Origin of the sequence: Psychrobacillus antarcticus (assembly GCF_029533155.1) — a bacterium.
Taxonomy (GTDB): Bacteria; Bacillota; Bacilli; order Bacillales_A; family Planococcaceae; genus Psychrobacillus; species Psychrobacillus antarcticus.
Genome location: NZ_JAIZDB010000002.1, coordinates 27579 through 51809, shown reverse-complemented (window position 1 = coordinate 51809; position 24231 = coordinate 27579). Strand labels below are relative to the sequence as shown.

The 24231-nt window shown below is 37.7% G+C and carries 24 protein-coding genes; all 24 read right to left on the bottom strand.

Features of this window, described 5'->3' with window-relative positions; genetic code table 11:
• Nucleotides 1–12: 12 nt before the first annotated feature.
• Nucleotides 13–1173, bottom strand: a complete 1161-nt coding sequence (gene sucC / locus LDK52_RS01310) for an ADP-forming succinate--CoA ligase subunit beta (protein WP_277584148.1) — start codon at nucleotides 1171–1173, stop codon at nucleotides 13–15.
• A gap of 130 nt (nucleotides 1174–1303) precedes the next feature.
• Entirely contained in the window at nucleotides 1304–1588 is a 285-nt protein-coding gene (locus LDK52_RS01305) for an EscU/YscU/HrcU family type III secretion system export apparatus switch protein (protein ID WP_277584147.1), read from the bottom strand.
• On the bottom strand, nucleotides 1585–3444 hold the full coding sequence (locus tag LDK52_RS01300) for a hypothetical protein (RefSeq protein ID WP_277584146.1): 1860 nt from the start codon (nucleotides 3442–3444) through the stop codon (nucleotides 1585–1587). Before LDK52_RS01300 ends, LDK52_RS01305 begins: the two co-directional genes overlap by 4 nt.
• Nucleotides 3445–3448: 4 nt before the next feature.
• Complete coding sequence (locus LDK52_RS01295) at nucleotides 3449–4219, bottom strand: ribonuclease HII (protein WP_277584145.1); 771 nt, start codon at nucleotides 4217–4219, stop codon at nucleotides 3449–3451.
• Nucleotides 4220–4355: 136 nt separating this feature from the next.
• Nucleotides 4356–5210, bottom strand: coding sequence for a ribosome biogenesis GTPase YlqF (ylqF, locus tag LDK52_RS01290; protein ID WP_277584144.1), 855 nt, complete (start codon nucleotides 5208–5210; stop codon nucleotides 4356–4358).
• A 14-nt stretch (nucleotides 5211–5224) separates the two neighbouring features.
• On the bottom strand, nucleotides 5225–5788 hold the full coding sequence (gene lepB, locus LDK52_RS01285) for a signal peptidase I (RefSeq protein ID WP_277584143.1): 564 nt from the start codon (nucleotides 5786–5788) through the stop codon (nucleotides 5225–5227).
• 194 nt (nucleotides 5789–5982) lie between these two features.
• Nucleotides 5983–6327 (bottom strand): 50S ribosomal protein L19, encoded by a 345-nt coding sequence (gene rplS / locus LDK52_RS01280; protein WP_277584142.1) that lies wholly within the window; start codon nucleotides 6325–6327, stop codon nucleotides 5983–5985.
• Between the two features lie 137 nt (nucleotides 6328–6464).
• The gene (gene trmD / locus LDK52_RS01275) at nucleotides 6465–7193 is read right to left on the bottom strand and encodes a tRNA (guanosine(37)-N1)-methyltransferase TrmD (protein ID WP_277584297.1); all 729 of its coding nucleotides are present in this window, start codon (nucleotides 7191–7193) and stop codon (nucleotides 6465–6467) included.
• Nucleotides 7193–7711 (bottom strand): ribosome maturation factor RimM, encoded by a 519-nt coding sequence (rimM, locus tag LDK52_RS01270; RefSeq protein ID WP_277584141.1) that lies wholly within the window; start codon nucleotides 7709–7711, stop codon nucleotides 7193–7195. Before rimM ends, trmD begins: the two co-directional genes overlap by 1 nt.
• Nucleotides 7712–8483: 772 nt before the next feature.
• Nucleotides 8484–8717 carry a KH domain-containing protein gene (locus LDK52_RS01265; RefSeq protein WP_090562641.1) on the bottom strand — a complete coding sequence of 78 codons (234 nt, stop codon included), beginning with the start codon at nucleotides 8715–8717 and terminating at the stop codon, nucleotides 8484–8486.
• A gap of 14 nt (nucleotides 8718–8731) precedes the next feature.
• On the bottom strand, nucleotides 8732–9004 hold the full coding sequence (gene rpsP / locus LDK52_RS01260; RefSeq protein ID WP_277584140.1) for a 30S ribosomal protein S16: 273 nt from the start codon (nucleotides 9002–9004) through the stop codon (nucleotides 8732–8734).
• Between the two features lie 93 nt (nucleotides 9005–9097).
• Entirely contained in the window at nucleotides 9098–10453 is a 1356-nt protein-coding gene (ffh, locus tag LDK52_RS01255) for a signal recognition particle protein (protein WP_277584139.1), read from the bottom strand.
• A 13-nt stretch (nucleotides 10454–10466) separates the two neighbouring features.
• Entirely contained in the window at nucleotides 10467–10796 is a 330-nt protein-coding gene (locus LDK52_RS01250) for a putative DNA-binding protein (RefSeq protein ID WP_277584138.1), read from the bottom strand.
• Nucleotides 10797–10887: 91 nt separating this feature from the next.
• Complete coding sequence (gene ftsY, locus LDK52_RS01245; RefSeq protein WP_277584137.1) at nucleotides 10888–11910, bottom strand: signal recognition particle-docking protein FtsY; 1023 nt, start codon at nucleotides 11908–11910, stop codon at nucleotides 10888–10890.
• Nucleotides 11911–11923: 13 nt separating this feature from the next.
• Entirely contained in the window at nucleotides 11924–15478 is a 3555-nt protein-coding gene (gene smc / locus LDK52_RS01240; RefSeq protein WP_277584136.1) for a chromosome segregation protein SMC, read from the bottom strand.
• 3 nt (nucleotides 15479–15481) lie between these two features.
• Complete coding sequence (rnc, locus tag LDK52_RS01235) at nucleotides 15482–16240, bottom strand: ribonuclease III (protein ID WP_277584135.1); 759 nt, start codon at nucleotides 16238–16240, stop codon at nucleotides 15482–15484.
• 165 nt (nucleotides 16241–16405) lie between these two features.
• Nucleotides 16406–16642, bottom strand: coding sequence for an acyl carrier protein (gene acpP, locus LDK52_RS01230; protein WP_277584134.1), 237 nt, complete (start codon nucleotides 16640–16642; stop codon nucleotides 16406–16408).
• 424 nt (nucleotides 16643–17066) lie between these two features.
• Nucleotides 17067–17813: a 3-oxoacyl-[acyl-carrier-protein] reductase gene (fabG, locus tag LDK52_RS01225; protein WP_277584133.1), complete on the bottom strand. Its 747-nt coding sequence runs from the start codon at nucleotides 17811–17813 to the stop codon at nucleotides 17067–17069.
• Nucleotides 17806–18756, bottom strand: coding sequence for an ACP S-malonyltransferase (gene fabD / locus LDK52_RS01220; RefSeq protein ID WP_277584132.1), 951 nt, complete (start codon nucleotides 18754–18756; stop codon nucleotides 17806–17808). The genes fabG and fabD overlap by 8 nt, the downstream gene beginning before the upstream one ends.
• Complete coding sequence (gene plsX / locus LDK52_RS01215) at nucleotides 18749–19744, bottom strand: phosphate acyltransferase PlsX (RefSeq protein WP_277584131.1); 996 nt, start codon at nucleotides 19742–19744, stop codon at nucleotides 18749–18751. The genes fabD and plsX overlap by 8 nt, the downstream gene beginning before the upstream one ends.
• A gap of 15 nt (nucleotides 19745–19759) precedes the next feature.
• The gene (gene fapR, locus LDK52_RS01210; protein WP_277584130.1) at nucleotides 19760–20326 is read right to left on the bottom strand and encodes a transcription factor FapR; all 567 of its coding nucleotides are present in this window, start codon (nucleotides 20324–20326) and stop codon (nucleotides 19760–19762) included.
• Nucleotides 20327–20422: 96 nt separating this feature from the next.
• Nucleotides 20423–22471 (bottom strand): ATP-dependent DNA helicase RecG, encoded by a 2049-nt coding sequence (gene recG, locus LDK52_RS01205; RefSeq protein WP_277584296.1) that lies wholly within the window; start codon nucleotides 22469–22471, stop codon nucleotides 20423–20425.
• Nucleotides 22461–23360, bottom strand: a complete 900-nt coding sequence (gene sdaAA / locus LDK52_RS01200; protein WP_277584129.1) for an L-serine ammonia-lyase, iron-sulfur-dependent, subunit alpha — start codon at nucleotides 23358–23360, stop codon at nucleotides 22461–22463. The genes recG and sdaAA overlap by 11 nt, the downstream gene beginning before the upstream one ends.
• A 12-nt stretch (nucleotides 23361–23372) precedes the next feature.
• Nucleotides 23373–24035, bottom strand: coding sequence for an L-serine ammonia-lyase, iron-sulfur-dependent subunit beta (sdaAB, locus tag LDK52_RS01195; RefSeq protein ID WP_277584128.1), 663 nt, complete (start codon nucleotides 24033–24035; stop codon nucleotides 23373–23375).
• Nucleotides 24036–24231: the final 196 nt, after the last annotated feature.

Below are 24231 nucleotides of genomic sequence, written 5' to 3'. Positions count from 1 at the left end.
TCCCTGCCTTTCTTATCCTACAAGATTAACGATTTTTTGAGCACCGTCTGCCATTGAATCTGCAGCAACGATATTTAAGCCTGATTCATTTAATAGTTTTTTACCTAATTCTACGTTAGTACCTTCTAAACGAACTACAAGTGGTACTACTAGACCTAGTTCTTTCGCTGCAATAATAACACCTTCAGCGATAATGTCACACTTCATAATACCACCGAAGATATTAACAAAAATGCCTTTTACGTTTTTATCAGAAAGGATGATTTTGAATGCTTCTGTTACTTTTTCAGCTGTCGCGCCGCCCCCAACGTCAAGGAAGTTTGCGGGTGAACCGCCGTAATAGCTAATCGTATCCATTGTTGCCATAGCTAGTCCTGCACCATTAACCATACAACCGATATTTCCGTCTAATGAAATATAGCTTAGGTCATATTTTGAAGCTTCAATTTCTTTTGGATCCTCTTCATCATAATCACGCATTTCTAAAATATCTTTATGACGATATAATGCGTTACCATCGAAGTTGAATTTTGCATCAAGCGCTAAAACATCGTCATCAGTAGTTACTACTAATGGGTTGATTTCAACGATTGAAGCATCTTTTTCTTTATAAACTTGATATAATCCAAGCATAAATTTAGCTGCTTTATTCACTAGTTTAGCTGGGATATTCATATTAAATGCCATACGACGTGCTTGGAAGCCTGTTAAGCCTACAACTGGATCGATTTCTTCATAGAAAAGTTTTTCAGGAGAATTTGCAGCCACTTCTTCAATGTCCATACCGCCCTCTTCAGAGCCCATTAATGTAACACGAGAAGTTGAACGGTCTAAAACTAACCCTACATAGTATTCTTTCTTGATGTCGCTTCCTTCTTCGATCAGTAAACGTTTAATTTCTTTACCTTCAGGGCCAGTTTGGTGAGTAACAAGTACTTTACCTAATAGTTCCTTCGCGTATTCACGTACCTCATCTAGATTTTTTGCGATTTTAACTCCACCAGCTTTACCTCGTCCACCTGCGTGAATTTGAGCTTTTACAACAATAACGCTTGATCCTAATTCTTTTGCTGCTTTCACTGCCTCATCTGGTGAGAAAGCTACAATTCCGTTAGAAACCGCTACGCCATATTGTCTAAGGAGTTGTTTACCTTGATATTCATGGATATTCATCTTACATCCTCCAATCAAACTTAAGTCAAGTAATTTACTACCTTTCAATTGTATTCAAAGTGTCACAACTTGTCCACAAAAGTCTAGCATTTGCGTAAAATAGAGAATATTCAGTTTACCAACCGGAATATTAACCTTGGTTTCCTTTTTCTTTATCTATTTTATAAACATAAGCAAAGACCTCAGCCACAGCCTGATATAGCTCCTCTGGAATAGATTGATTGATATCTAATTGTCCAAGAAGTTCTACTAAACTCGCATCCTCCTGAACCGGTACATTAAACTCTTCCGCTTTTGCCAAAATATTTTCTGCTATTTTCCCTTTTCCTTTGGCAACTATTTTTGGTGCATCATTTACCCCTGGATTATATGTTATTGCTACCGCTTCTTTTCGAGTATATCTTTCCTCTTTCATATACGAATGTCTACTCCTTGCACATCAACCGTGTTTGCTTTCGATTTTAATGCCGCTGTCATTTTTTGTTGCTCGAATGTTTTTATGAATACTCCAGATAGCTGATAGCCGACAGATGATAATCCATTCTTTATTGTTTCTTTATACTTTTCAGCTAACGAACTTAACTGCACATCATTATTATATAAAGTAATCGATACTATTCTATTTTGCACCTGCATATCTACTACCGTTTCTTCTAAAGTATCTAGTTGCAAATAAAACATTATTCTAGCAAAATCAGCGTCAATTTTACCGTCTTCTTTCATACGACCATTCCACTCAAGTGTAGCATCCATTTTTTTGCCTAAAAATTCTAATGGAACTTGCATTAGCAATTGGTGCTGGGGTCCATTTTCATTGGATAGTATTTGTAATCCATTCATGCGGGCAAGGACTGTTTCGGCACTATCTCTGATCGTAGAAGAAATGGTTTGGTTTTGTAATAACTCCACTATTTGTGGCTTTAATTGAGAAGCTAATTGTCTTATTTCTTCGCTATTACTCCCTAGCTTCGCTTCATAACCAAATCCAAGCGTTTTTAATACCTCTTTCATAGCATGCTCGAATGCTTTTCCATCTAGCTGCTGTATAACATGTTGTTCTGCTTGTACGATAGTTTGAGTTAATAAAGGACTACTTGTAGGATTTTTACTATTATTTGTTACTTGTTGTAAAGTTTGTGCAATCGATTCTACGGTAGTCCCTTTCCCTAGCAATGACACCAAATGTTCCTTGGGGGTTAACCCATTCAAATCCTTTGAGAATATCGCTTGTTGACTTTGCTCTGCAAATACTTTTGTCAATGCATTATTGACTGCTTGTAGTTGGTTAGGTTGACTATCATTTTTTAATAAAGCCAGTACTTCAGTTTTTTGGGTGGACGTTAAAGAAGGCTGCTGACTTACCCAATTTCGTAATTGTTCTAACACTTGTCCTTTTTCTGATGGAGGAGCCTGACCAAGCTTTAATAATAATTCACCAGCTGAATTCACAACTGCCTGCTGACCAGAAATCGGAGTAGGATTCGCAAGACTTGCAGTGGTTGGCAAAACACTAGATTCTTTTAAAAGTTGTAACATCGGTAAGCGAGAAGATAGTGGTTGCTGCTGGTTTTGAAGGATTTCTACTTGCTTCCCAAGCATTGCTCCAGCTACTGGCCCAATGAATGGCTCTGCTAATTTCACTAAATTCTCAAGGATATTATTTTTTAATGCTGGCGACACTGTTTGATCCAGCTGTAATTGAGTTTGTAAATTTTGAAGGATATTATGCAGTCCGTCAGTCGATTTTCCGCTAGTTACCGTCTGTAGCATGGATGCTGTTAAAGGAAGTTTCATATCCACCATTTTTTGAATAGTCTCGAGCGCAGCTTTCATCGTCATATCTTTTGGCAGTTGCTTTAATAATTGTTCTACTTGCATCAATGTCTCTTTAGAAACGGGTAGTTGTTGTTTCATAAAAAACTGAATAGCTGCTTGCATTTCAGTTGTTTTTGGCAAATTCATGGCTAGTAATAATTGTTGGCCTTGTTGTGCTATGGAATTTCCCTGCGTGAGAGGGCCGGTAACTACTTTTAACTGTAATTCAGGTGCCGATTTTTCAACTTGAAAAAAATGAGAATCTCCAGCTTTTAGCGGAGTCTCTAATTTAGCTATTACTTTTTGATTGCCTATTTGTACTTCTGCCGTTTGGTTTGGGTACAATTTTTTAATCGTACCGTGAACTACTTGACCTTCCTTCATAGGTACTTGAAATGGAGAGTTTATGGCAGAAGTTCCTTGTGATTGGATAATTGAAAAAGATGTAGAATTCACGTAATCACCTCATTCTTAATATAGACTTAATCGGTTCGAATGTTGTTCGATGATGCTGGGTGGGCCCATATTGTTCTATCATTTCGATATGTAGCTTTGTGCCATAACCAGCATGCTTGTTAAATAAATACATAGGAAATTGCTCATGTAATTGATCCATATATTCGTCTCGAGCCGTTTTAGCTAATATAGATGCCGCAGCAATTGCTAAGCTTTTTGCATCACCTTTTATAATGGAATGTGTTTCTATATCAATTGGCAATTTCATGGCATCTACTAATACGACATTTGGTCTTGCTTCTAAACTCAAAACAGCTTCTGTCATGGATTGTTTCGTTGCTTCGTAAATATTGAGCTCGTCTATTTTTTCAACTGATTGAAAGTGGATACTATAAGCAATTGCCTTTTGTTTAATCGTTGTAGCTAATTCATTTCGTTTATTTCTGGATAATTGTTTAGAATCATCTAGGCCAATTAAATCTTCTGTATTCTGTTGAAGTATGACAGCCGCTGTTACTACTGGTCCTGCTAAAGGACCGCGCCCTGCCTCATCTACCCCTGCCACTAAATCATTGTCACGAGAACAATAACTTCTATCAAATACCATTTTTTCTTCATGTGCTTGACGCTCCAATAGTACGAGTTGTTGTTTTCTTTTCCAACTTGTCCATAGTTTTCGAGCACCGATTCTTTCATCCTGCTCTAACTCAGTTATCCACGTTTCTGTGCCTGAAGATTGCTCCAATTTTTCTTTTATTTCTTTTAAACTTAACATTACATTCACATCAACTTTCTATCACTTAATCTATGTATCGGCAAATATGTATAAAATTAAATAACTCCACATGTAATGGAAACTCTACTGAAAAGACAAACCCCTTTTTACCATTTGGCAAAAAGGGGTTCATAATTCAGTCATATTCTTCCACAAAATCAAATGTTAATCTACCTAGATTTAGATTACGAACGTCTCGAACAATAAGTTCCGAAACTTGATCGTAATCTATTTCGGTTCCGTTTGTATAACATCTTCTTAACTTCCCTATATGGTCAAACGTTTCTACTAAATCTTTGTTAACTTCTTTAATCTGATACCGTTCTTCCATACGCTTTGGATAGTGGTCCTGCAAAAAATTTAAGCCGTAAACAGCTAAATCTTCCATATTGATGACTGCATCTTTAATAGCCCCTGTAAGAGCAAGTTTATAACCCACTTGCTGATCCTCAAATCTCGGCCATAAGATACCCGGTGTATCTAACAATTCAATTTCTCTTTCTACCTTGATCCATTGTTGCCTTTTCGTTACACCCGGTGTATTACCTGTTCTGGCAATATTTTTCTTTGCAAATCGGTTAATGAGCGTGGATTTACCCACATTCGGGATACCAACAATCATTGCCCGAATTGCTCTAGGTTTAATGCCTCTGTCCTTCATACGGTCCCATTTAGGCTTTAACAGCTCTTTTGCCGCCTTAAATACGGTTTGGAGCCCTTTTCCCTCTAAAGAGTTAATTGCCACCGCAGGATGCCCTTTTTCCTCAAAATAGGCAATCCATTTTTTAGTTTGCATTTCATCTGCCATATCCATTTTATTTAATATGAGCAATCTTGTTTTCTGATGTATAACTTCATCTATCATTGGATTTCTAGATGATAGAGGTAAACGTGCATCTATTAATTCAAATACAATATCCACTAATTTTAAGTTTTCGGTTACTTCTCTTCTCGCTTTGGCCATATGACCAGGAAACCATTGAATTGTCATAGTGCACCTCCTTTTTACTTAATAAAACCGATTTCATTCAGAGGCCAAAAAACAATATTCGTATTACCAATAACTTCATCAATATCGACTAGTCCAATATGTCGACTGTCTTTACTATATCTTCGGTTATCGCCCATAACAAAAATATATCCTTCAGGGATTATCTCCACTTCGGCAGGAGTTCCTTCTATAGCGAAGTCCTCTGTAAGTGTACCATCTGTAATTTCACTTTTATATTGATCCAAATAAGGTTCTTCCATAGCTTTTCCATTAACGTATAATTGATCATTTTTAAACTCTACATGATCACCAGGGAGCCCGATTACACGTTTGATGTAATTCTTTTGCTCTGGGGCATGGAATACCACTATGTCATAGCGATCCGGTTCACCAACCATATAGCCAATTTTGTTGACAACCATACGATCCCCATTCTCTAATGTAGGCATCATCGATTCTCCGTCTACTACGATAGGTGTAAATAAAAAGAAGCGAATTATTGCTGCTAGCCCAAAAGCAATTAATAGAGCTTTTGACCACTCCCATAATTCATTCTTTTCTTTTTTTACTTGTTCCATCAACTTGCCCCCTTTAGTTATTGTCTTTATTGTACAAGGAAAACTCTTTTCAAGCAAAAACTATTGTACATTTTTCTCGTTGTTTGTGTGACATGAAATATATCCCACTAGTTAAAAATTTTTTAGACAAAGTCAAAATAAAAAATGTTGTAGCAAAAGTGGAAACACCTTCGCTACAACATTTGCTTTTACTATTAACGACGCTCTTTAATACGAGCAGCTTTACCACGTAGGTCACGTAAGTAGTACAGTTTAGCACGACGAACTTTACCACGACGAGTAACTTCTAAGTTTGCAATTTTTGGTGTGTGTACAGGGAATGTACGTTCAACACCAACACCGGATGAAATTTTACGAACTGTGAAAGTTTCGCTAATTCCGCCACCGCGACGTTTAATTACAACTCCTTCGTACATTTGGATACGTTCGCGAGTTCCTTCAACAATCTTAACGTGAACACGAACTGTGTCCCCTGGACGGAACGTTGGAAGGTCTGAACGTAATTGTTCTTTAGTGATTTCTGAAATAATGTTTTGCATCATTTTCTCTCCTTCTGTAGAATGCTCTTACACACAGTTGCTGTTGCAGCGGAACATCCAAAATCAGTACTTTAATAAAAGCACATAGTAAAATATAACACAACTAATTATTGGATGCAATAATTATTACAAAATTACTATCCTTTTATTTCTTTTAATAAACGTTCCTCTTCGGAAGTCAATATTATCTGCTCCAATAAATCTGGTCTACGGGTGAACGTTCTTTTTAATGACTGTTCTTTGCGCCAACGATCAATTGCCGCATGGTTTCCAGACATTAATACATCCGGAACTTTAAAACCACGGAATTCCACAGGACGGGTGTAATGGGGATGTTCTAACAAACCAGTAGAAAAAGAATCTTTTTCATGTGATTCTGCATTACCTAACACATTAGGCAATAATCTCACAACACTATCCACTACAGTCATAGCTGCTAGCTCGCCACCTGTTAATACAAAATCTCCTATAGAAATTTCATCTGTTACTAAATGCTCTCTAATTCGTTCATCATAACCCTCATAATGACCACAAATAAAAACAAGTTCTTCCTCTAGGGCAAGTTCTTCTGCTTTTTTCTGCGTAAAACGCTCTCCCTGTGGACATAACAGGATAATGCGTCTTGTTGGTCCCTGACTTGGCGGAAGAGCCTCTAGGGCATTAAAAATAGGTTCTGGCTTCAACACCATTCCTGCTCCACCACCATAAGGATAGTCATCCACTTGATGGTGTTTATTGCCTGAGTAATCTCTAAAATTCACTACATTTATTGCTACTTCATTCTTTTCTTGAGCCTTTTTCAAAATCGATGAATTAAATACACCTGTGAACATTTCAGGAAAAAGAGAAAGAATGTGGATGTTCATCATGACAACAATCCGTCCAGTACTTCTATAGTAATTTTCTTCTGTTCAATATCAATTGATTTCACTACATCCTCAATATACGGAATATAGTGGTTTTTTTTACCTTGTTCCGGTTTTACTGTCCAAACATCATTGGCCCCTGTTTGAATAATTTCTGTTATAGTTCCAATGATTTCACCTTCAGTAGATTCTACTGTACAGCCAATTATTTCATGAAAATAGAACTCATTTTCTTCTAGCTCCGAAAGATACTTTTCAGAAACCTTTAAAATAGCATTTTTAAATGCCTCAACATCCTTCAACAACGCATATCCTTCAAAAGTTAATAATTCAAAGTTCTTATGTCTGCGATGACTTGCTACTTTAACGATAATTGGTTTGGAGCCATCCGCTTTATGCAGAGCAAGTTCACTTCCAACCTCAAAGCGTTCGTCTGCAAAGTCTGTCGTAGAGATTACTCGAATCTCTCCCCAAATACCGTGTGTATTTACTATTTTACCTACATTAAACCATTCCAATAAGATTACCTCCTAGTTCAAAACATAAACCTAGATATGCCATTGATTTCCGCTCCGGTCGGACGCTTTCCGTGGGCACGGCTCGAGCCTGTAGTCTCTCCCTCGTGCTGTCCCACTGGAGTCGCCGACCTGCGCTACAATCTACAATCTACAATCTACAATAACCACTTAATATTAAGAAAAGTTGTATACAATATCGTATAAAATAAGCGGTCTTTCTCTATCCTAATAGTATAAATTAAATACCGCATTCTTCATCTATTATTGGTTAGCATTTTAAATTTAAAACAGATTACAATTGATTTGAATTGACCGCTAAAAATTTGACCAATCTTTTTATGTTACTGAAAATCTATGCCAAATCTTTTAGTGTAGTACTACACATTTATTGATTGTAGTGCAAGGTGGCGACTCCAGTGGGAAAAGCGTTAGGCGAAGACCCCGCAGCGAAGCCATTGGCCAAACTTTGTTTGGGTAATGTCTTTGCGACGAGTAACCGCAGGAGCATATGTTTTCCAAGCGAGGAGGCTGTGGCAACGCCCGCGAAGGCCAACAGGATGTTGGTCACGAAGGTGTTGCCACACGAGGTGGCGCTCTTAGCCTTCGTTCCATCACCTGTAACGGAAATCATAGGATTATTCATTCTTACAAGTCCCTTAAACAAGTGTTAACAGGACATTTTTATATACTTTCGCTGGCGTTTGGAGCTAGACATATACTGAGTATAATGTTTTCTTAGCTATCAAAAAAGGAAGAACAAATTGTTCTTCCTTTAATCTAATATGTCGACATATGTTTTTTTCTTTTGGTGACTGCCTGCTGCTGAGTAAACAATTGTGCGAATTGCTTTCGCGACACGCCCTTGTTTGCCAATTACTTTTCCCATATCTTCAGGATGAACAGAAAGTTTATAAACTATACGGTTTATACTTTCTTCTTTTTCAACCTTCACATTTTCTGGATAATCAACTATCGGTTTAACGATTGCTTCGATCAGCTGCTTCACATTGTCACCTCCGATTATTTGCCGAGTTTTGCGTTATGGAATTTTTCCATAATTCCTTGTTCTGAGAACAAGTTACGAACTGTATCAGATGGTTTCGCACCATCTTGAAGCCATTTTAACGCTAATTCTTCGTTAATTTTAACTTCAGCTGGTTTAGTAAGTGGGTTGTAAGTACCTACTGTTTCAATTTGACGACCATCACGCGGTGCGCGAGAGTCTGCTACTACAATACGATAGAAAGGAGACTTTTTTGCTCCGATACGTTTTAAACGAATTTTTACTGCCATTTTCATTGCACCTCCGAATAGTTTCACACAAGATAGTATATTATCAAGCTTTGATTTGTTTGTAAAGTGTTTTTTCTTAACACCCTATATTTTTTATTTAAATAATGAGTCTAAACCAGGCATTTTCATCTTTTTCTTGCCTTTTTGTTGCATGTTGGTCATTTGTTTCATCATTTTTTTCATGTCTTCAAATTGTTTTAGTAATCTGTTTATATCTTGAATAGATGTACCAGATCCTTTAGCAATTCTCTTTTTTCTTGGTCCATTAATAATCTCTGGCGTTGTTTTTTCTTGCGTAGTCATCGAATAGATGATGGCTTCTACACGATCCATCTGCTTTTCATCTACCTTCGCATTTTCCAATCCTTTGATTTTACCTGCACCTGGAAGCATTTTTAGAATTTCGTCTAATGGTCCCATTTGTTTCACTTGGCCGATTTGCTCTAGGAAATCATCGAATGTAAAACTTTGCGTGCGGAATTTTTCTTCTAATTCCTTCGCTCGATCCTCATCGACATTTGCCTGGGCTTTTTCGATCAGTGACATCATATCACCCATACCTAAAATTCGAGACGCCATTCGTTCCGGGTGGAAAGGCTCCAATGCATCCAGTTTTTCACCCATCCCGACAAATTTAATCGGTTTTTGAGTAACGGAGCGAATAGATAATGCAGCTCCACCGCGTGTGTCTCCATCTAACTTCGTTAAAACAACACCAGTAATACCTATAGCTTCATTAAAGTTATTCGCTACATTGACTGCATCCTGACCAGTCATTGCATCTACCACTAAAAACACCTCATCAGGCTCTTTAATCGCACGTATATCCTTTAACTCTTGCATAAGTGTCTCATCAATATGAAGACGCCCTGCAGTATCTATAATGACTACATCATAATGTTCTTCCTTCGCATGTTCCATAGCCTGTTTGGCTATTTCAACCGGGGATATATCGGTTCCTAAAGAAAACACAGGTAATGAAAGTTGTTTTCCAATCGTTTCCAATTGTTGAACAGCAGCTGGTCTATAAATATCAGCAGCTACTAATAATGGCTTTTTATTATACTTTTTACGTAGGACATTGGCCAATTTACCTGTAGTTGTTGTTTTCCCTGCTCCTTGCAAACCGACCATCATAATAACCGTTGGGGGTCTAGTAGAGAAAGAAATTTGACTTTGTTCTCCACCCATCAGTTCGGTCAATTCATCTTTAACGATTTTAACAACCTGTTGACCAGGAGTTAAACTTTTCATCACGTCTTGCCCAACGGCACGATCCGATACTTTTTTGACGAATTCTTTTACTACTTTTAAGTTAACGTCTGCCTCAAGAAGTGCATATCGGACTTCTTTCATCATTTCTTTTACATCGGCTTCAGAAATTTTCCCTTTACCTTTAATCTTCTGAAGTGTACCTTGGAGTCGCTCAGCTAATCCTTCAAATGCCATGCTCGTTCGCCTCCTAATCCCATTCTTTTAATTGATTAATGAGTTGAATTAGTTCTTTTTCAGATGATTGATCTTTTACAAGAGAAAGCAGTTGTTCCACCGTTTCTTGTCTACGTTGAAATTTAGAAAACAGACTAAGCTTTGCCTCATATTCTTCCAACATAGCTTCAGTTCGACGTATATTGTCATATACTGCCTGCCTAGAAATAGTATATTCCTCCGCAATTTCTCCAAGAGATAAATCATCTAAATAATAAAGTTCCATATAGCTTCTCTGTTTATCTGTTAATAAAGCCTGGTAAAAATCGAAGAGAAAATTAATGCGAGTTGTTTTTTCAATCATTCCCATCTCTCCCTACCATATTGATTATGCTAGAGCACAATCAATCGTTATTCTCTAGTTTAGTAAGAAAAAAGAGATCTGTCAAGTAAAATTACTTGTCTGACTCTTCCTCTTCTTCTAAATCCAATCCATCTGCAAAAAGTCCATATACATACTTCTCCGCATCGAATGGTTGTAAATCATCCATCTGTTCTCCTAGACCAACAAATTTCACTGGAATATGAAGTTTATTGCGTATTGCGAGCACGATACCACCTTTTGCTGTACCATCTAGCTTCGTTAGAACAATTCCTGTTACATTCGTTACTTCTTTAAAGGTTTGTGCTTGAACAAGTGCATTTTGCCCTGTAGTAGCATCAAGAGCTAGTAGCACTTCATGCGGAGCATTAGGTAACTCTCGAGAAATGACACGATGAATTTTTTCTAGCTCATTCATTAAGTTTACTTTGTTTTGCAATCTACCTGCAGTATCACAGATTAATACATCGACTCCACGAGATTTAGCTGCTCTTACAGCATCATACATAACAGCGGCAGGATCAGAGCCTTCAGACTGCTTGATCACTTCGACTCCTACTCGATCTCCCCAGACTTGAAGCTGTTCGATTGCCCCAGCACGGAAAGTATCTCCTGCAGCTAGCATAACATTTTTCCCTTCCCCTTTTAAACGATGGGCAAGTTTTCCAATCGTCGTTGTTTTACCAACACCGTTCACTCCGACAAACAATATAACAGACAATCCAGTTTCTTCTAGTTGAAGTTCCGTTACGTCATCCTCTCCTGCATTATAAATCTCTACTAATTTCTCAGAAATAACCGATTGAATTCCGGAAGTATCTTTAATATTTTTGCGTTGTACTTCAAATCGTAACGAATCCATCAATTCAGTAACTGTTTCAAAACCTACATCTGCTTGAAGTAAAATTTCTTCTAGTTCTTCAAAAAAGTCCTCGTCTACTTTCCGATATTTGGCAACTAGATCATTGACCTTAGACGTAAATTGGTTTCTTGTTTTGGAAAGACCTTCCTTAAACTTATTAGTAATCGAAACTGTCTCTTCCGCTTCTGGTGTAGAACCTAACATTTTCTCTTTGAATTTTTTAAAAAAGCTCATGAATAAACTCCTTTTAAGTTACTAATTCCTCTTCTAATTTAACAGAAACTAATTTAGATATTCCAGATTCCTGCATGGTAATACCATAAAGGACATCCGCACCTTCCATTGTTCCTTTACGATGTGTAATAACGATAAACTGTGTATCATGACTGAATTTCTTCAAATAATCGCTATAACGAGTTACATTTGCTTCATCCAGTGCGGCTTCCACTTCATCCAAAATACAAAACGGAACTGGTCGTGTACGTAAAATAGAGAATAGCAGCGCGATGGCCGTAAGTGCTCGTTCCCCACCTGATAGCAAGGAAAGATTTTGAAGTTTTTTCCCTGGAGGTTGAGCTAATATATCGATACCCGTATCGAGTAATGAGGTAGGGTCAGTCAATAATAAATCTGCATGACCACCACCAAATAATTCTCGGAACACCACTTTGAAATGACGTTGAATTTCATTGAAGGTTGTTTCAAAACGAATAGTCATTTCTTCATCCATTTCTTTAATAACCTCGTGTAGTGTTTCTTGAGCTGATAATAGATCTTCTCTTTGTTCCGTCAAAAATGAATGGCGTTCATTTACTTGATCATATTCTTGAATGGAACTAAGGTTTATCGGACCTAATTCTTCAATAGAGCGTTTCAATAATTTCACCTTTTTACGGGCCAATTCTTCTTCCATCTCAAATGGATAATCACACTCTGCTTGTTCCAATGTCATTTCATATGTTTCTTCTAAATGATTTTGTAACGTATTCATCTCTACTTCTACTTTACTTTGTTTTATGTCTAAAGTACGCTCTTCCGTAAGTTGTATATTAGCTTGTTGTTGCAATTGTTTCGATGCAATTTCTGCCTGTAAAATTGTTTGAGCAAGACCCGTCCGCTTAGTTTTACCTGATTGAATTTGGACAACTAAATGTTCTTTCGTCTGTTTATGGTGTTGAATTAGTTTCAAGAGTTCTTCAGGAGATGTTTCACCCTGGTCATCATTTTCATACCAGGAAATTTCCTTTTGTAGGGTTGCCACTTTTTGCGAACTTGCCATGCTAGACTGACCCAACAAAACATTTTCTTTCTCAAGTTGAGAAATTTGTTCATTGACTACCGCGATAAGAGATAGTAATTCACCTAATTCATTTTGGAATTTATCTTTTTCCAGTAGCGATTGTTGTTTCAATGTTTGCAATTCGTCAATTGTTTTCTGAATAGAATTCAATGACTCGTTAATCTCTGCACTTCTAGAAACTGTTTTTTCTTTTTTCCGAACTAATCCTTCATGGAGATGACTTTTTTCTGTTTTTTCTTCATCATATTCCAATAGCTGATTCGTCAATCTAGAAATAATAGCTGCACATTCCCTGGATTCTGAGAGCAGTTTGTGTTCTAGTTCTCGTAATTGCTCACCTGAGAGTCGTGTTTCTTCTAAATCTTTTTTCAAATCTTGAACTTCTTTTTTTCTTTTAGAAACAGAAACTTCCGCTTCCAAAACGGATGTTTCTAATTCCACTAATTTAATATTAAGTTGCTCAAGCTCCGCCTTACGAGTAAATAAAGAAGATTGCTGTTTAACAGAACCTCCTGTTAAAGAACCTCCTGCATTTACTACATCCCCATCTAACGTAACGAAACGGAATTTATATTGCAGACGGGCAGCCATTTCATTGGCTCCTTTTAAATCTTTGGCAACAATAATATTGCCAAGTAGATTTTCTACAATAATTTGATAACCTTCTGAATAATTTACAAGTTGATCTGCTGTATTCACAAAAGACGGATGTTCCTTAATAGAATTTAGTGTAAATTCGTTTACTTTACGAGATTTCATGACCTGCAGAGGCAGGAATGTTGCTCGACCGACTCTTTTTTTCTTTAACCAATCTATGGCAATCCTTGCATCCTGACTACTATCCGTAATTATATGTTGGGATTGAGGTCCAATTGCAGTATCAATAGCCGTCATATAAGATTCCGGTATTTGAATTAGCTCCGCAACTGCTCCATGAATTCCTTTTAGTTCCTTTTTATCACGCGCAATTAGAACCTCTTTAACTCCTTGGAAAAAACCTGAAAACTCAGACTCTAACTCTTCCAATGAATCTCTTCTTGCTTGCATTTGATGTTTCATTTGATAGGCTTTTTGAAGCATTGTTTGTTGTTCTTCGAATGAGCCTTCCAATCGTTCTGAAACTTCTCGTTTTGTTTTAAAATCCGCAAGTTTTTGTTGTAGTTCCTTTTGACAAGTTGCTAATGATGGATCTAATTCATTTTTACGGATCGTTAGTTTTTCTAATTCGTCTTTGATTTCTTGATAATCTGCAACCATTTTTTCAGAAGAAACTAATTCAAAGTGAAGTTGCTGCTCCATATGCTTCATCTCATTTTTCATCGTTGCTTCTTCATTTAACAAATCGATATAAGTACTTTTCAAATCTTCAATTTCTTCTTCCATTTCAGAAGCCGATTTACTTAAGACATGATCGATTTGAACTTTCTTGGCACGAAGTACTTTGAGTTGAGCTAGTTTTTCTGATTTCGCACTACTATTAGTTTTCAATTGCTCTTCTAGCGTTTGGACTTTCTGTTGTTCTTCTTCCAGCACTTTTTTTAGCTGTGAGATTTGCTGACTAGCATTTTGTTGTTTCTCGGCCAAAAGTAGCTTTCTACCTTCTAAGCGTTCTAGCTCAGAACTGGACTCAACTAGTTCACTTTGCTCTATATCTAACTTTTCATCAATATCAGACATCACTTTTCTATCTTGTTGAATATTTCTTTCCAATTCATCAATCTGTACTAACAAAGATTGTTTTATCTGCTGAAGTTCTTCTAATTTTGTTTGTAACTCCATATTTTCTTGAACAAAATGCCTTAAATCATGGGCGATAACGGCAATTTCAATGTCCTTGAGCTCTGCCGACATCATTAAATAATCGGATGCCAAAGAAGATTGGATTTGCAAAGGCTCCATTCGGGCATCTAATTCATGCAAAATATCTAGCACACGGTTTAAGTTATCGTCTGTTTCGATTAGCTTAAATTCAGCTTTCTTTTTACGCTGCTTATACTTTAGCACTCCCGCAGTTTCTTCAAAAATTGTGCGGCGATCTTCTGGTCGACTATTTAGTATTTCATCGACTCTTCCCTGAGAAATAATAGAAAAAGCTTCTTTTCCAAGTCCTGAATCCATAAATAAATCGGTAATATCCTTTAGTCTACATGTTTGCTTATTTAACAAATATTCACTGTCTCCAGAACGAAATACTCTTCTAGTGACACTAATTTCCGCAAAATCAAGCGCAACACGTTGATCTGCATTATCTAATATTAAGGTCACTTCTGCAAAATTCAAAGCTTTTCTAGAATCACTTCCTGCAAAAATGACATCCTCCATTTTTGCACCTCGTAGGGATTTAGCTGATTGCTCACCTAACACCCATCTAATGGCGTCTGTAACATTACTTTTCCCACTACCATTTGGTCCTACTACCGCAGTTACACCAGGTACAAAATCAATACCTATACGGTCTGCAAACGACTTAAATCCAACAATTTCTAATCTTTTAAGGAACAATGATTATTCCCCCTGTTCTGAATCCCTTAATGCTAGTATGGCAAGTCTTGCCGCTTGTTGTTCGGCTTCTTTTTTGGAACGACCATTTCCGATACCTAGTTCATTAGTGTTTAATATAACCCGAGAAACAAAAGTTCGATTATGAGCCGGACCTTTTTCCTCTACTATTTCATAGCTTAACGTACCATTATTTTGTTGTTGAATAATTTCTTGTAATTGACTTTTATAATCCATCACATGCGAAAAAGCACCGAGTTCGATTTTAGGGAAAACAATTTTTTCTAAAAATACTATAACTGTTTCTAATCCCTGATCTAAATATAAAGCACCGATAAATGCTTCAAAAACGTCTGCTAGAAGTGCCGGTCTTTCACGACCACCTGTCAGTTCTTCCCCTTTTCCTAACAATACATATTTGCCGAAGTTTAATTCATTTGCAAATAATACAAGTGATGGCTCACAAACGATTGCAGCTCGAAGTTTAGTTAACTCCCCTTCACTCATACCTGTATATTGTTGAAATAAATATTGAGAAACAGACAATTCTAATACAGCGTCTCCAAGGAACTCTAAACGTTCATTATCGGCAAAAAACTTCCGTCGATGCTCATTCACATAAGATGAATGGGTAAAGGCTTGATACAATAACGTTGGATTATGAAACCTAATCTGAAAATGCTCCTGAAACTGCTCAAATTGTTCTTTTACAGTTTCTGAAAATACTACCTTGCGTATACTTTTTTTATTGCGATTTACGTTCATCAATAATCTGCCTTTCTCACTTATCATATGTACTACTAAGTTTACCCGTTTCTAAACTAATGTGCAAAAAGAAATAGAGACGTTCTTTACTATTCACACGGAATAAGTAGAACGTCTCTGCTACTATTAGATTTTATGTAGTAGTCTCAAACTACTGCGTAAAATTTAACCTTGTTTGCTTTCAATATACTTAACTGCACTACCTACAGTTGAAATTTGTTCAGCATCTTCATCTGAAATTTCCATATCGAATTCATCTTCTAATTCCATTACTAATTCTACCACATCTAGAGAATCAGCACCTAAATCTTCACGAAAAGATGCTTCTAATTTTACTTCACTCTCATCTACTCCTAGACGGTCAATGATTACTTTAGTTACGCGTTCTACAACAGTTGACACATAAGTCACCTCCCCTCAATGATTATACAAAATACTACTCCCTAATGAAAGAGCTAACGCAATTTATACATAAAACTGTTGATTTCAGTCCACTGGAGTCGCCGCTCTGCGATACAAATCAACTAGATCCACTCTTTATATAATCGTACACCTAATTCAAGAGACGATTTTACCCGACTAGTAACTTTGACTACGCTTATCATCTAAGCGAGAGGCTATGCTCAATCTATAAGTGGAGTACTACCCATTTAATTGATTGTAGTTATATGTGGCGACTCTAGCGGGATAAGCGAGAAATCGAGCCCCCCCCAAGAAGCGTCCACATGTAACGAAAATCAGTAATATCTTTCATTCTTAAAAGTTCTGTAAACTCAGTGTTCATGCTACATTTTTATATACTTAATCTTTAAAATATATGAAAACCTTACATATACATGCCGCCATTTACATGAATAGTTTGACCAGTTATATAGTTTGCGTCTTCTGAGGCTAAAAACGCAACGGCCTTCGCAATATCCTCTGGATTTCCAAACTTTGCAAGTGGAATTTGGCTCAGCATTTGAGATTTTATATCCTCTGGAAGAGCATCTGTCATATCAGTTGTTATGAAACCTGGTGCAATCGAGTTCACCGTAATATTACGACTTGCCAATTCTTTAGCAGATGATTTCGTTAAACCAATAACCCCTGCTTTAGCAGCGACATAGTTGGCCTGACCTGCATTACCTGAAACACCAACAATGGAGGTAATATTTATAATTCGACCAGAACGTTGTTTCATCATTTGTCTAGTCACGGCTTTTGTGCAAAGAAAAACACCTTTTAAATTCGTATTAAGCACATCATCCCACTCTGTCTCCTTCATACGCATAAGAAGATTATCGCGAGTAATACCTGCATTATTCACTAAAATATCAACCGAACCGAATTGTTCTAAAGTTGTGCTTATTAGATTCTGGACATCATCTGCTTTGTCAACATTCGCTTGAATAGCAAACGCCTCGCCGCCAATTGCCTTAATTTCTTCTACAACTGTTTCTGCTCTATCTTTACTGCCACTATAGTTTACGGCAACCTTTGCTCCTTCTTTTGCTAGGTATAGAGCAATTTCTCTCCCAATTCCTCGAGAAGCACCAGTTACAATTGCAGATTTCCCATCTAATTTACCCATTTTGCTTATCTCCTAACTCTGTTATCACTTGCTGAAGCGTCTCTTCATCATACACACAATAAGTTGTTACAGATCGATTGATTTTTTTCAATAACCCACTTAATACTTTTCCAGGACCACATTCCACAAAAATAGTCGTTCCCTGTTCGATCATTTGTTGAATGGACTCTTCCCAGCGAACAGGTGAATATAATTGTTCCACGAGTATTTTTTTTATTTGGCTAGCGTCTGTAACAGACTCAGCAGTTACATTTGAAATGACAGGTATAGAAGCAGACTGTAATTCGATCGCTGAAATAGCAGCATCTAATTGCTGAGCTGCAGGTCTCATTAATTCGGAGTGGAATGGTCCACTAACAACTAAAGGAATCGCTCGTTTAGCACCAGCTTCTTTTGCTTTAATCGAAGCCTCTTCTACTCCAGCAGCGGTTCCAGAAATAACAATTTGTCCTGGACAATTTAAGTTCGCAATTTGGACAATCTCCCCATTTTTCGAAACTTCAGCTGTTACTGCTAATAATTCTTCCTTACCTAATCCAAGTATTGCTGCCATCGCTCCTTCTCCAGAAGGCACTGCTTCATTCATAAATAAGCCTCTCTGATGAACCAATAGAACAGCTTCTTCAAAGCTTAGAACATTGGAAGCAACAAGGGCAGAATATTCACCTAAACTATGACCTGCAGTGAAATGTGGAATGATTCCAGCCTGTTTTAGTTTGTGTGCAATCATTGAACTCGTAGTGAGCAATGCCGGCTGCGCATTATATGTTTTAGTAAGCTCCTCTGCAGGTCCATTCAACATAAGGTCACTCAAAGAAAATCCTAGTACCTCATTTGCCCGCTCATAAAAAGTACGACAATCCGCATTATTCTCTACTAATTGTTGACCCATACCTACTGTTTGAGATCCCTGTCCAGGAAAAATAAAAGCAATTTTAGTCATTGGATGATTCCTTTCGTAATGTAGTTGAAATAATGTCTGGAACATTATGCTCCACCATTGTTCGAGCCTGTCTGATCGCATGATAAATCGCATGACCGTTTGACGAACCATGCGCTTTAATAACCGGGGCCTTTAGTCCGAATAATCCAGCACCACCATACTCAGAGTAATCTAGTGTATTCTTTATCCCTTTAAGCTCATTTTTTGCCAATAAATAAGATATTTTCGTTTTAGCAGATGTATTAAAAGCTTCCTTCAATAAAGTAAACATACTCGAAGCTGTACCTTCAATAGTTTTAAGCACCATATTACCAGTAAAACCATCTGTTACAACTACGTCTGCTACTCCTGAAAGTAAATCTCTAGATTCCACATTACCTACGAAATTAATCGGTGCGCCTTTTAAGAGAACAAACGCTGCTTTTGTTAGCTCGTTTCCTTTAATATCTTCCGTTCCGATGTTCAACAACCCAACACGAGGATTCGATATGCCACGAACTTTCTCAGCGTATATGCTACCCATTACTGCAAACTGCGCTAAATGCTCTGGTTTTGCATCCGCATTCGCTCCTAAATCTAGCATAACAAATCCTTTGCCATCCAGTGTAGGTAAGGTAGGTGCTAGAGCAGGACGATCCACTTGATCGATACGACCAACTATAAATAATCCAGCAGCCAATAGAGCACCCGTATTTCCTGCTGACACACACGCATCAGAATCTCCATTTTTCACGGATTCCGCCATTTTAACGAGGGAAGAGTTTTTCTTTTTTCTAATTGCACGAACGGGCTCATCTGTCCCTTCAATTACTTCATCTGTATGTATAACCGTTAAACGTTCATGTTGCGTGATTAAAGAAGCCAGCTTTTCCTCATCACCAAATAGTTGAATTTCTATATCAGTGAACGCTTCTAACGCCTCATAAACACCTTTTACGATTTCGCGGGGAGCATTGTCCCCACCCATTGCATCTATCGAAATTTTCATTGTTCATCACCTTTTTTATGACATCGTTACTCTGTACATGCTAAACTGACCAACGAAAACCGTTTCATTTTCTACTTTGCTGGTCACCTCTATTAATGTACTATTCTTTTTTGCATCGCTGTTTATTACAATCGCTTTTGCAACTACACGATCACCTGCTTTTACAGGTTTGACAAACGTAAGAGTAGACTTTCGAGTAAGTGCTAGATCATCATTTATAACCGCAACAGCCAATGAATTAGCCTGAGCAAATAAATGGTGCCCCCTAGCTATACCATTTCTAGCAAATACATGCTCCTTTGTTATATCCAATATCGAAATGGCTTGCTTATCAAGATCTATATCAATAATCTCTCCGATTACTTCATCGATTGGAAGAGATTTGACCTCTTCTCCAAAGTTATGAGCTGCTACTGATTTAATACGCTCCCGTAGTTCCGGAATAGATAATTCCATCCTATCCAATCGAATAGTTTGAACACTCACATGAAAAGTAAAAGCTAAATTTTCATCCGTCACAAACGGATTTTTCTCAAGCGTTTCTAAAAGTAATTTCTGCCTATCCTTTTTGGAGTATTTCATATCTTCACCACCATTTTAGCACTTGGTACTAATATCAGTATATAAATATTAAAAAAAGAATGCAAGAATTGATTTAAAACCATTCTTACATTCTCTTCAATCAATTCGTTCGCCATCCATCGCTTTTGAATTAATAAGTATCTCCCGCAGTCCAGCTAGTTCAACTGAATTCCAAAATTCTTTCGAACCCAATAGTCTTTCAGCATCTACTTTAGCAGTATTTAAAGCCCTATAATCATGAACCAGATCTGCTACTTTGAATTCTGGAAGTCCACTTTGTTTCTTTCCAAAAAAATCACCAGGACCTCGAAGCTCTAAATCTTTTTCCGCTAGTATAAATCCGTCATTTGTCTCGGTCATGGAAATCATTCGTTCTTTTCCTTCTTCGGACTTAGGATCAGCTAATAATACACAATACGATTGATGTTCACCTCGACCAACTCGACCACGTAATTGATGTAGCTGGGCTAAACCAAAACGTTCCGCATCGAAAATAATCATAAATGATGCATTTGGAACATTCACACCAACCTCCACAACAGTAGTGGATACTAATACATGTATATTTCCTTCGGAGAAGTCTCTCATTACCTGTTCTTTCTCATCCGAATGGAGTCTCCCATGCATTAAGCCTACTGTGGAGTTGCCCTTCAGTTCCTCTGTCATCATATTGTACACATCTACCGTATTTTGCACATCGAGCTTTTCAGATTCCTCGATTAATGGGCAGATTATATAAGCTTGTCTCCCAGTGGACAGTTCCTCTTTTAATCTAGCTATCAATTTTTGTAGCTGATCAGGTTTCATCCAATGGGTGTCAATTTTCTTGCGACCAGCAGGCATTTCATCAATAATGGAAACATCCATTTCACCAAAAGCCGTAATGGCTAAAGTACGAGGGATTGGCGTCGCAGTCATAAATAGTACGTCTGGATTTTCGCCTTTTTCTTTTAACACTCTCCGCTGTTCCACACCAAATCGATGCTGCTCATCTGTTATCACAAGACCAAGCTTATTAAATACAACATCTGGTTGAATTAATGCATGTGTCCCTATCAAAAGATCAATAGTCCCGGTGGCTAAGTTTTCTAATACAGCTCTTCTTGCTTTTACTTTTGTAGAACCTGTCAGCAAAGCAATTCGGACACCTATAGGGGCCAACCATTCATCCAGCGAGCTAGCATGCTGCTCAGCCAATATTTCTGTAGGAGCCATGAGAGCACCTTGATACCCCGCTGTAATCACAGCGTATAAGCAAATAGCTGCGACAATCGTTTTCCCGGAACCAACGTCTCCCTGTAATAACCGATTCATACGATGAGGTTCACGTAAGTCTCGACATATTTCATTGACAACTCTTTTTTGAGCATTTGTCAGTTCATACGGTAAGGTTTCGATAAGCTTTTTCACTAAATCATTGTGAAAGGCAATCTCATTCCCTACGTTTTGTTCTTTTCGAACCTTTTTAATAGCTTGCATTTTTAGTTGAAATACTAGTAACTCCTCATAAACAAAGCGTCTTCTGGCGTCTTTAGAATGTTCCGCGTCTTGCGGAAAATGAATACCTTCTAGAGCTTCCGATATGCCTGGTAATCGATACGGCACTCGAATAGACGCTGGTAATGGATCTACTAGAGATTCCTTCCTTTGATCTAAGGCCTGTCTCATAAATTTACGAAACGTTTTTTGATTGATCAAACCTTTTAGAGAATATACCGGTTCAAAGTCCTGTAAGTCCATTTTTGGACCGATCGAAAAGGTGGTGACATTAATGACCTGTCTGCCTCTATCCCATTTACCCGATACCGTAACGATAGAACCCGGAATAATTTTATCTTTTAAATAACCTTGGTTAAAAAATACTGCTTTTATCAGATGCTGTCCTGCTAATATTCGAACTTGCATTCTAGATTTGTTCTTCCCTAAAAAAAGAAGGGAAGGCTCACTTTCGACCCTTCCTTCTACTGTGACCCGTTCATTATGTGCTGTTTCCGCTAAGTTTTTTAGCCGGAAATCCTCATGCCTATATGGAAATGTCATGACTAAATCCTCTAGTGTAACAATACCTAGGTCATGTAATGCGTTAGCTGTCCCACTCCCCACACCTTTTAAGGAAGTTACTAAATCATTTTTATTAGTTTCCACTTCCAACTACTGCCCCACCAAAAATTTTAGCTTCTAACCATCTACCAGTAGGAGTTGCTGCAAGACCACCTTGACCTGTTTCTTTTAAGGTATTTGGCATCGCCTGCCCAATTCTATACATTGCATCAATTACTTCATCACAAGGAATTCGACTAGTAACACCTGCAAGTGCCATATCTGCTGCCACTAGGGAATTGGCAGCACCCATCGCATTTCTTTTCACACAAGGCACCTCTACTAATCCAGCAACTGGATCACAAACTAAGCCAAGCATATTTTTTAATGTTATCGCAAAAGCTTCCGCACATTGAGCAGGAGATCCCCCTGCCATTTCCACGATGGCTGCTGCTGCCATTCCAGAGGCAGATCCAACTTCTGCCTGACAACCACCCTCCGCTCCTGAAATAGAAGCATTATTCGCCACTACAAACCCAAAAGCCCCAGATGTGAACAAATAGCGTATCATTTGTTCCCTTGTAGGATTCAATTTGTTTTTCACTGCAAATAAAGTACCAGGAACTACTCCTGCCGAACCTGCTGTTGGCGTAGCACATATTGTGCCCATAGCAGCATTAACTTCGTTAGTCGCAACCGCTTTACTTACTGCGTCCAACAAAAGCTCTCCAGTTAACGTATTACCTTTTTTCATATAGGTTTGTAGAAGAACAGCGTCTCCACCAGTCAGACCTGAAGTAGAATGAACCCCCGCCAGTCCTTTTTCTACAGCCTCTTCCATGACCGTCAAATTACGATCCATTTGAGCCATTATATCTTCTCTTGAACGATCCGTAATCATTATTTCTTGTTCTATCATTATTTCAGAGATAAGTTTATTTTCCTCGTTTGCTCGTTCCACTAACTCACGAACATTACGAAATAGAACTTCCATTTGTATTCCTCCTTAATCGGCGATTCTTGTTACTTGCGTAATATTTGGTAAATTGCTAATTTCTTTTAATATTTGTTCATTCACATTTTGATCGATTTCAATAACCATCAAGGCCATATTCCCTTTTTCCCTACGCGAAACTTCCATATGACCAATGTTAATGTCATATTTCGCCAAACAGTTTGCCACATTTGCAATACAACCTGAACGATCCTCATGGACTACTAAAATAGCAGACAATTCTCCAGAAAGACGAAGTGGAAAGCCATTTAACTCCGTAATTTCTGTCTTTCCTCCACCAATTGAAATACCAACCATAGACATTTCCCGATTTTCATCACCTATTACAATTCGAGTCGTATTCGGATGTTCCGTATGCGCAGTTTCTGGGATAAATTCATATGTTAATCCTGCTAGTTCTGCATCCTCAAACGCTGTCTTAATGCGTTCATCAAAGGTATCGTAATCTAGCAATCCACCAATAATCGCTTTGTCTGTTCCGTGTCCTTTATAGGTTTCTGCAAAGGATCCATATAAATGTATTTTAGCCCATGTAGGCTGTTTTCCAAATAAATCTCTAGCCACTCTTCCAATACGAGCCGCCCCAGCAGTATGCGAGGAGGATGGACCAATCATGATCGGCCCGATAATATCAAAAACAGATTTAAATTTCAATGATTAAACCTCCAAAAGATGTTTTAGTAACCCCATTTTACACGCAAAGCACAAAATAAACAAAGGATTGTATATTGGCAAGTAAACACTTGATGAATGAAGTAAGATGATAGATAATTCAATATATGTATTGGAGGAAAATATAGACAAATCTATCTATATTTTATTAATAAAAAAGCAAAAAACCATGTGAAGA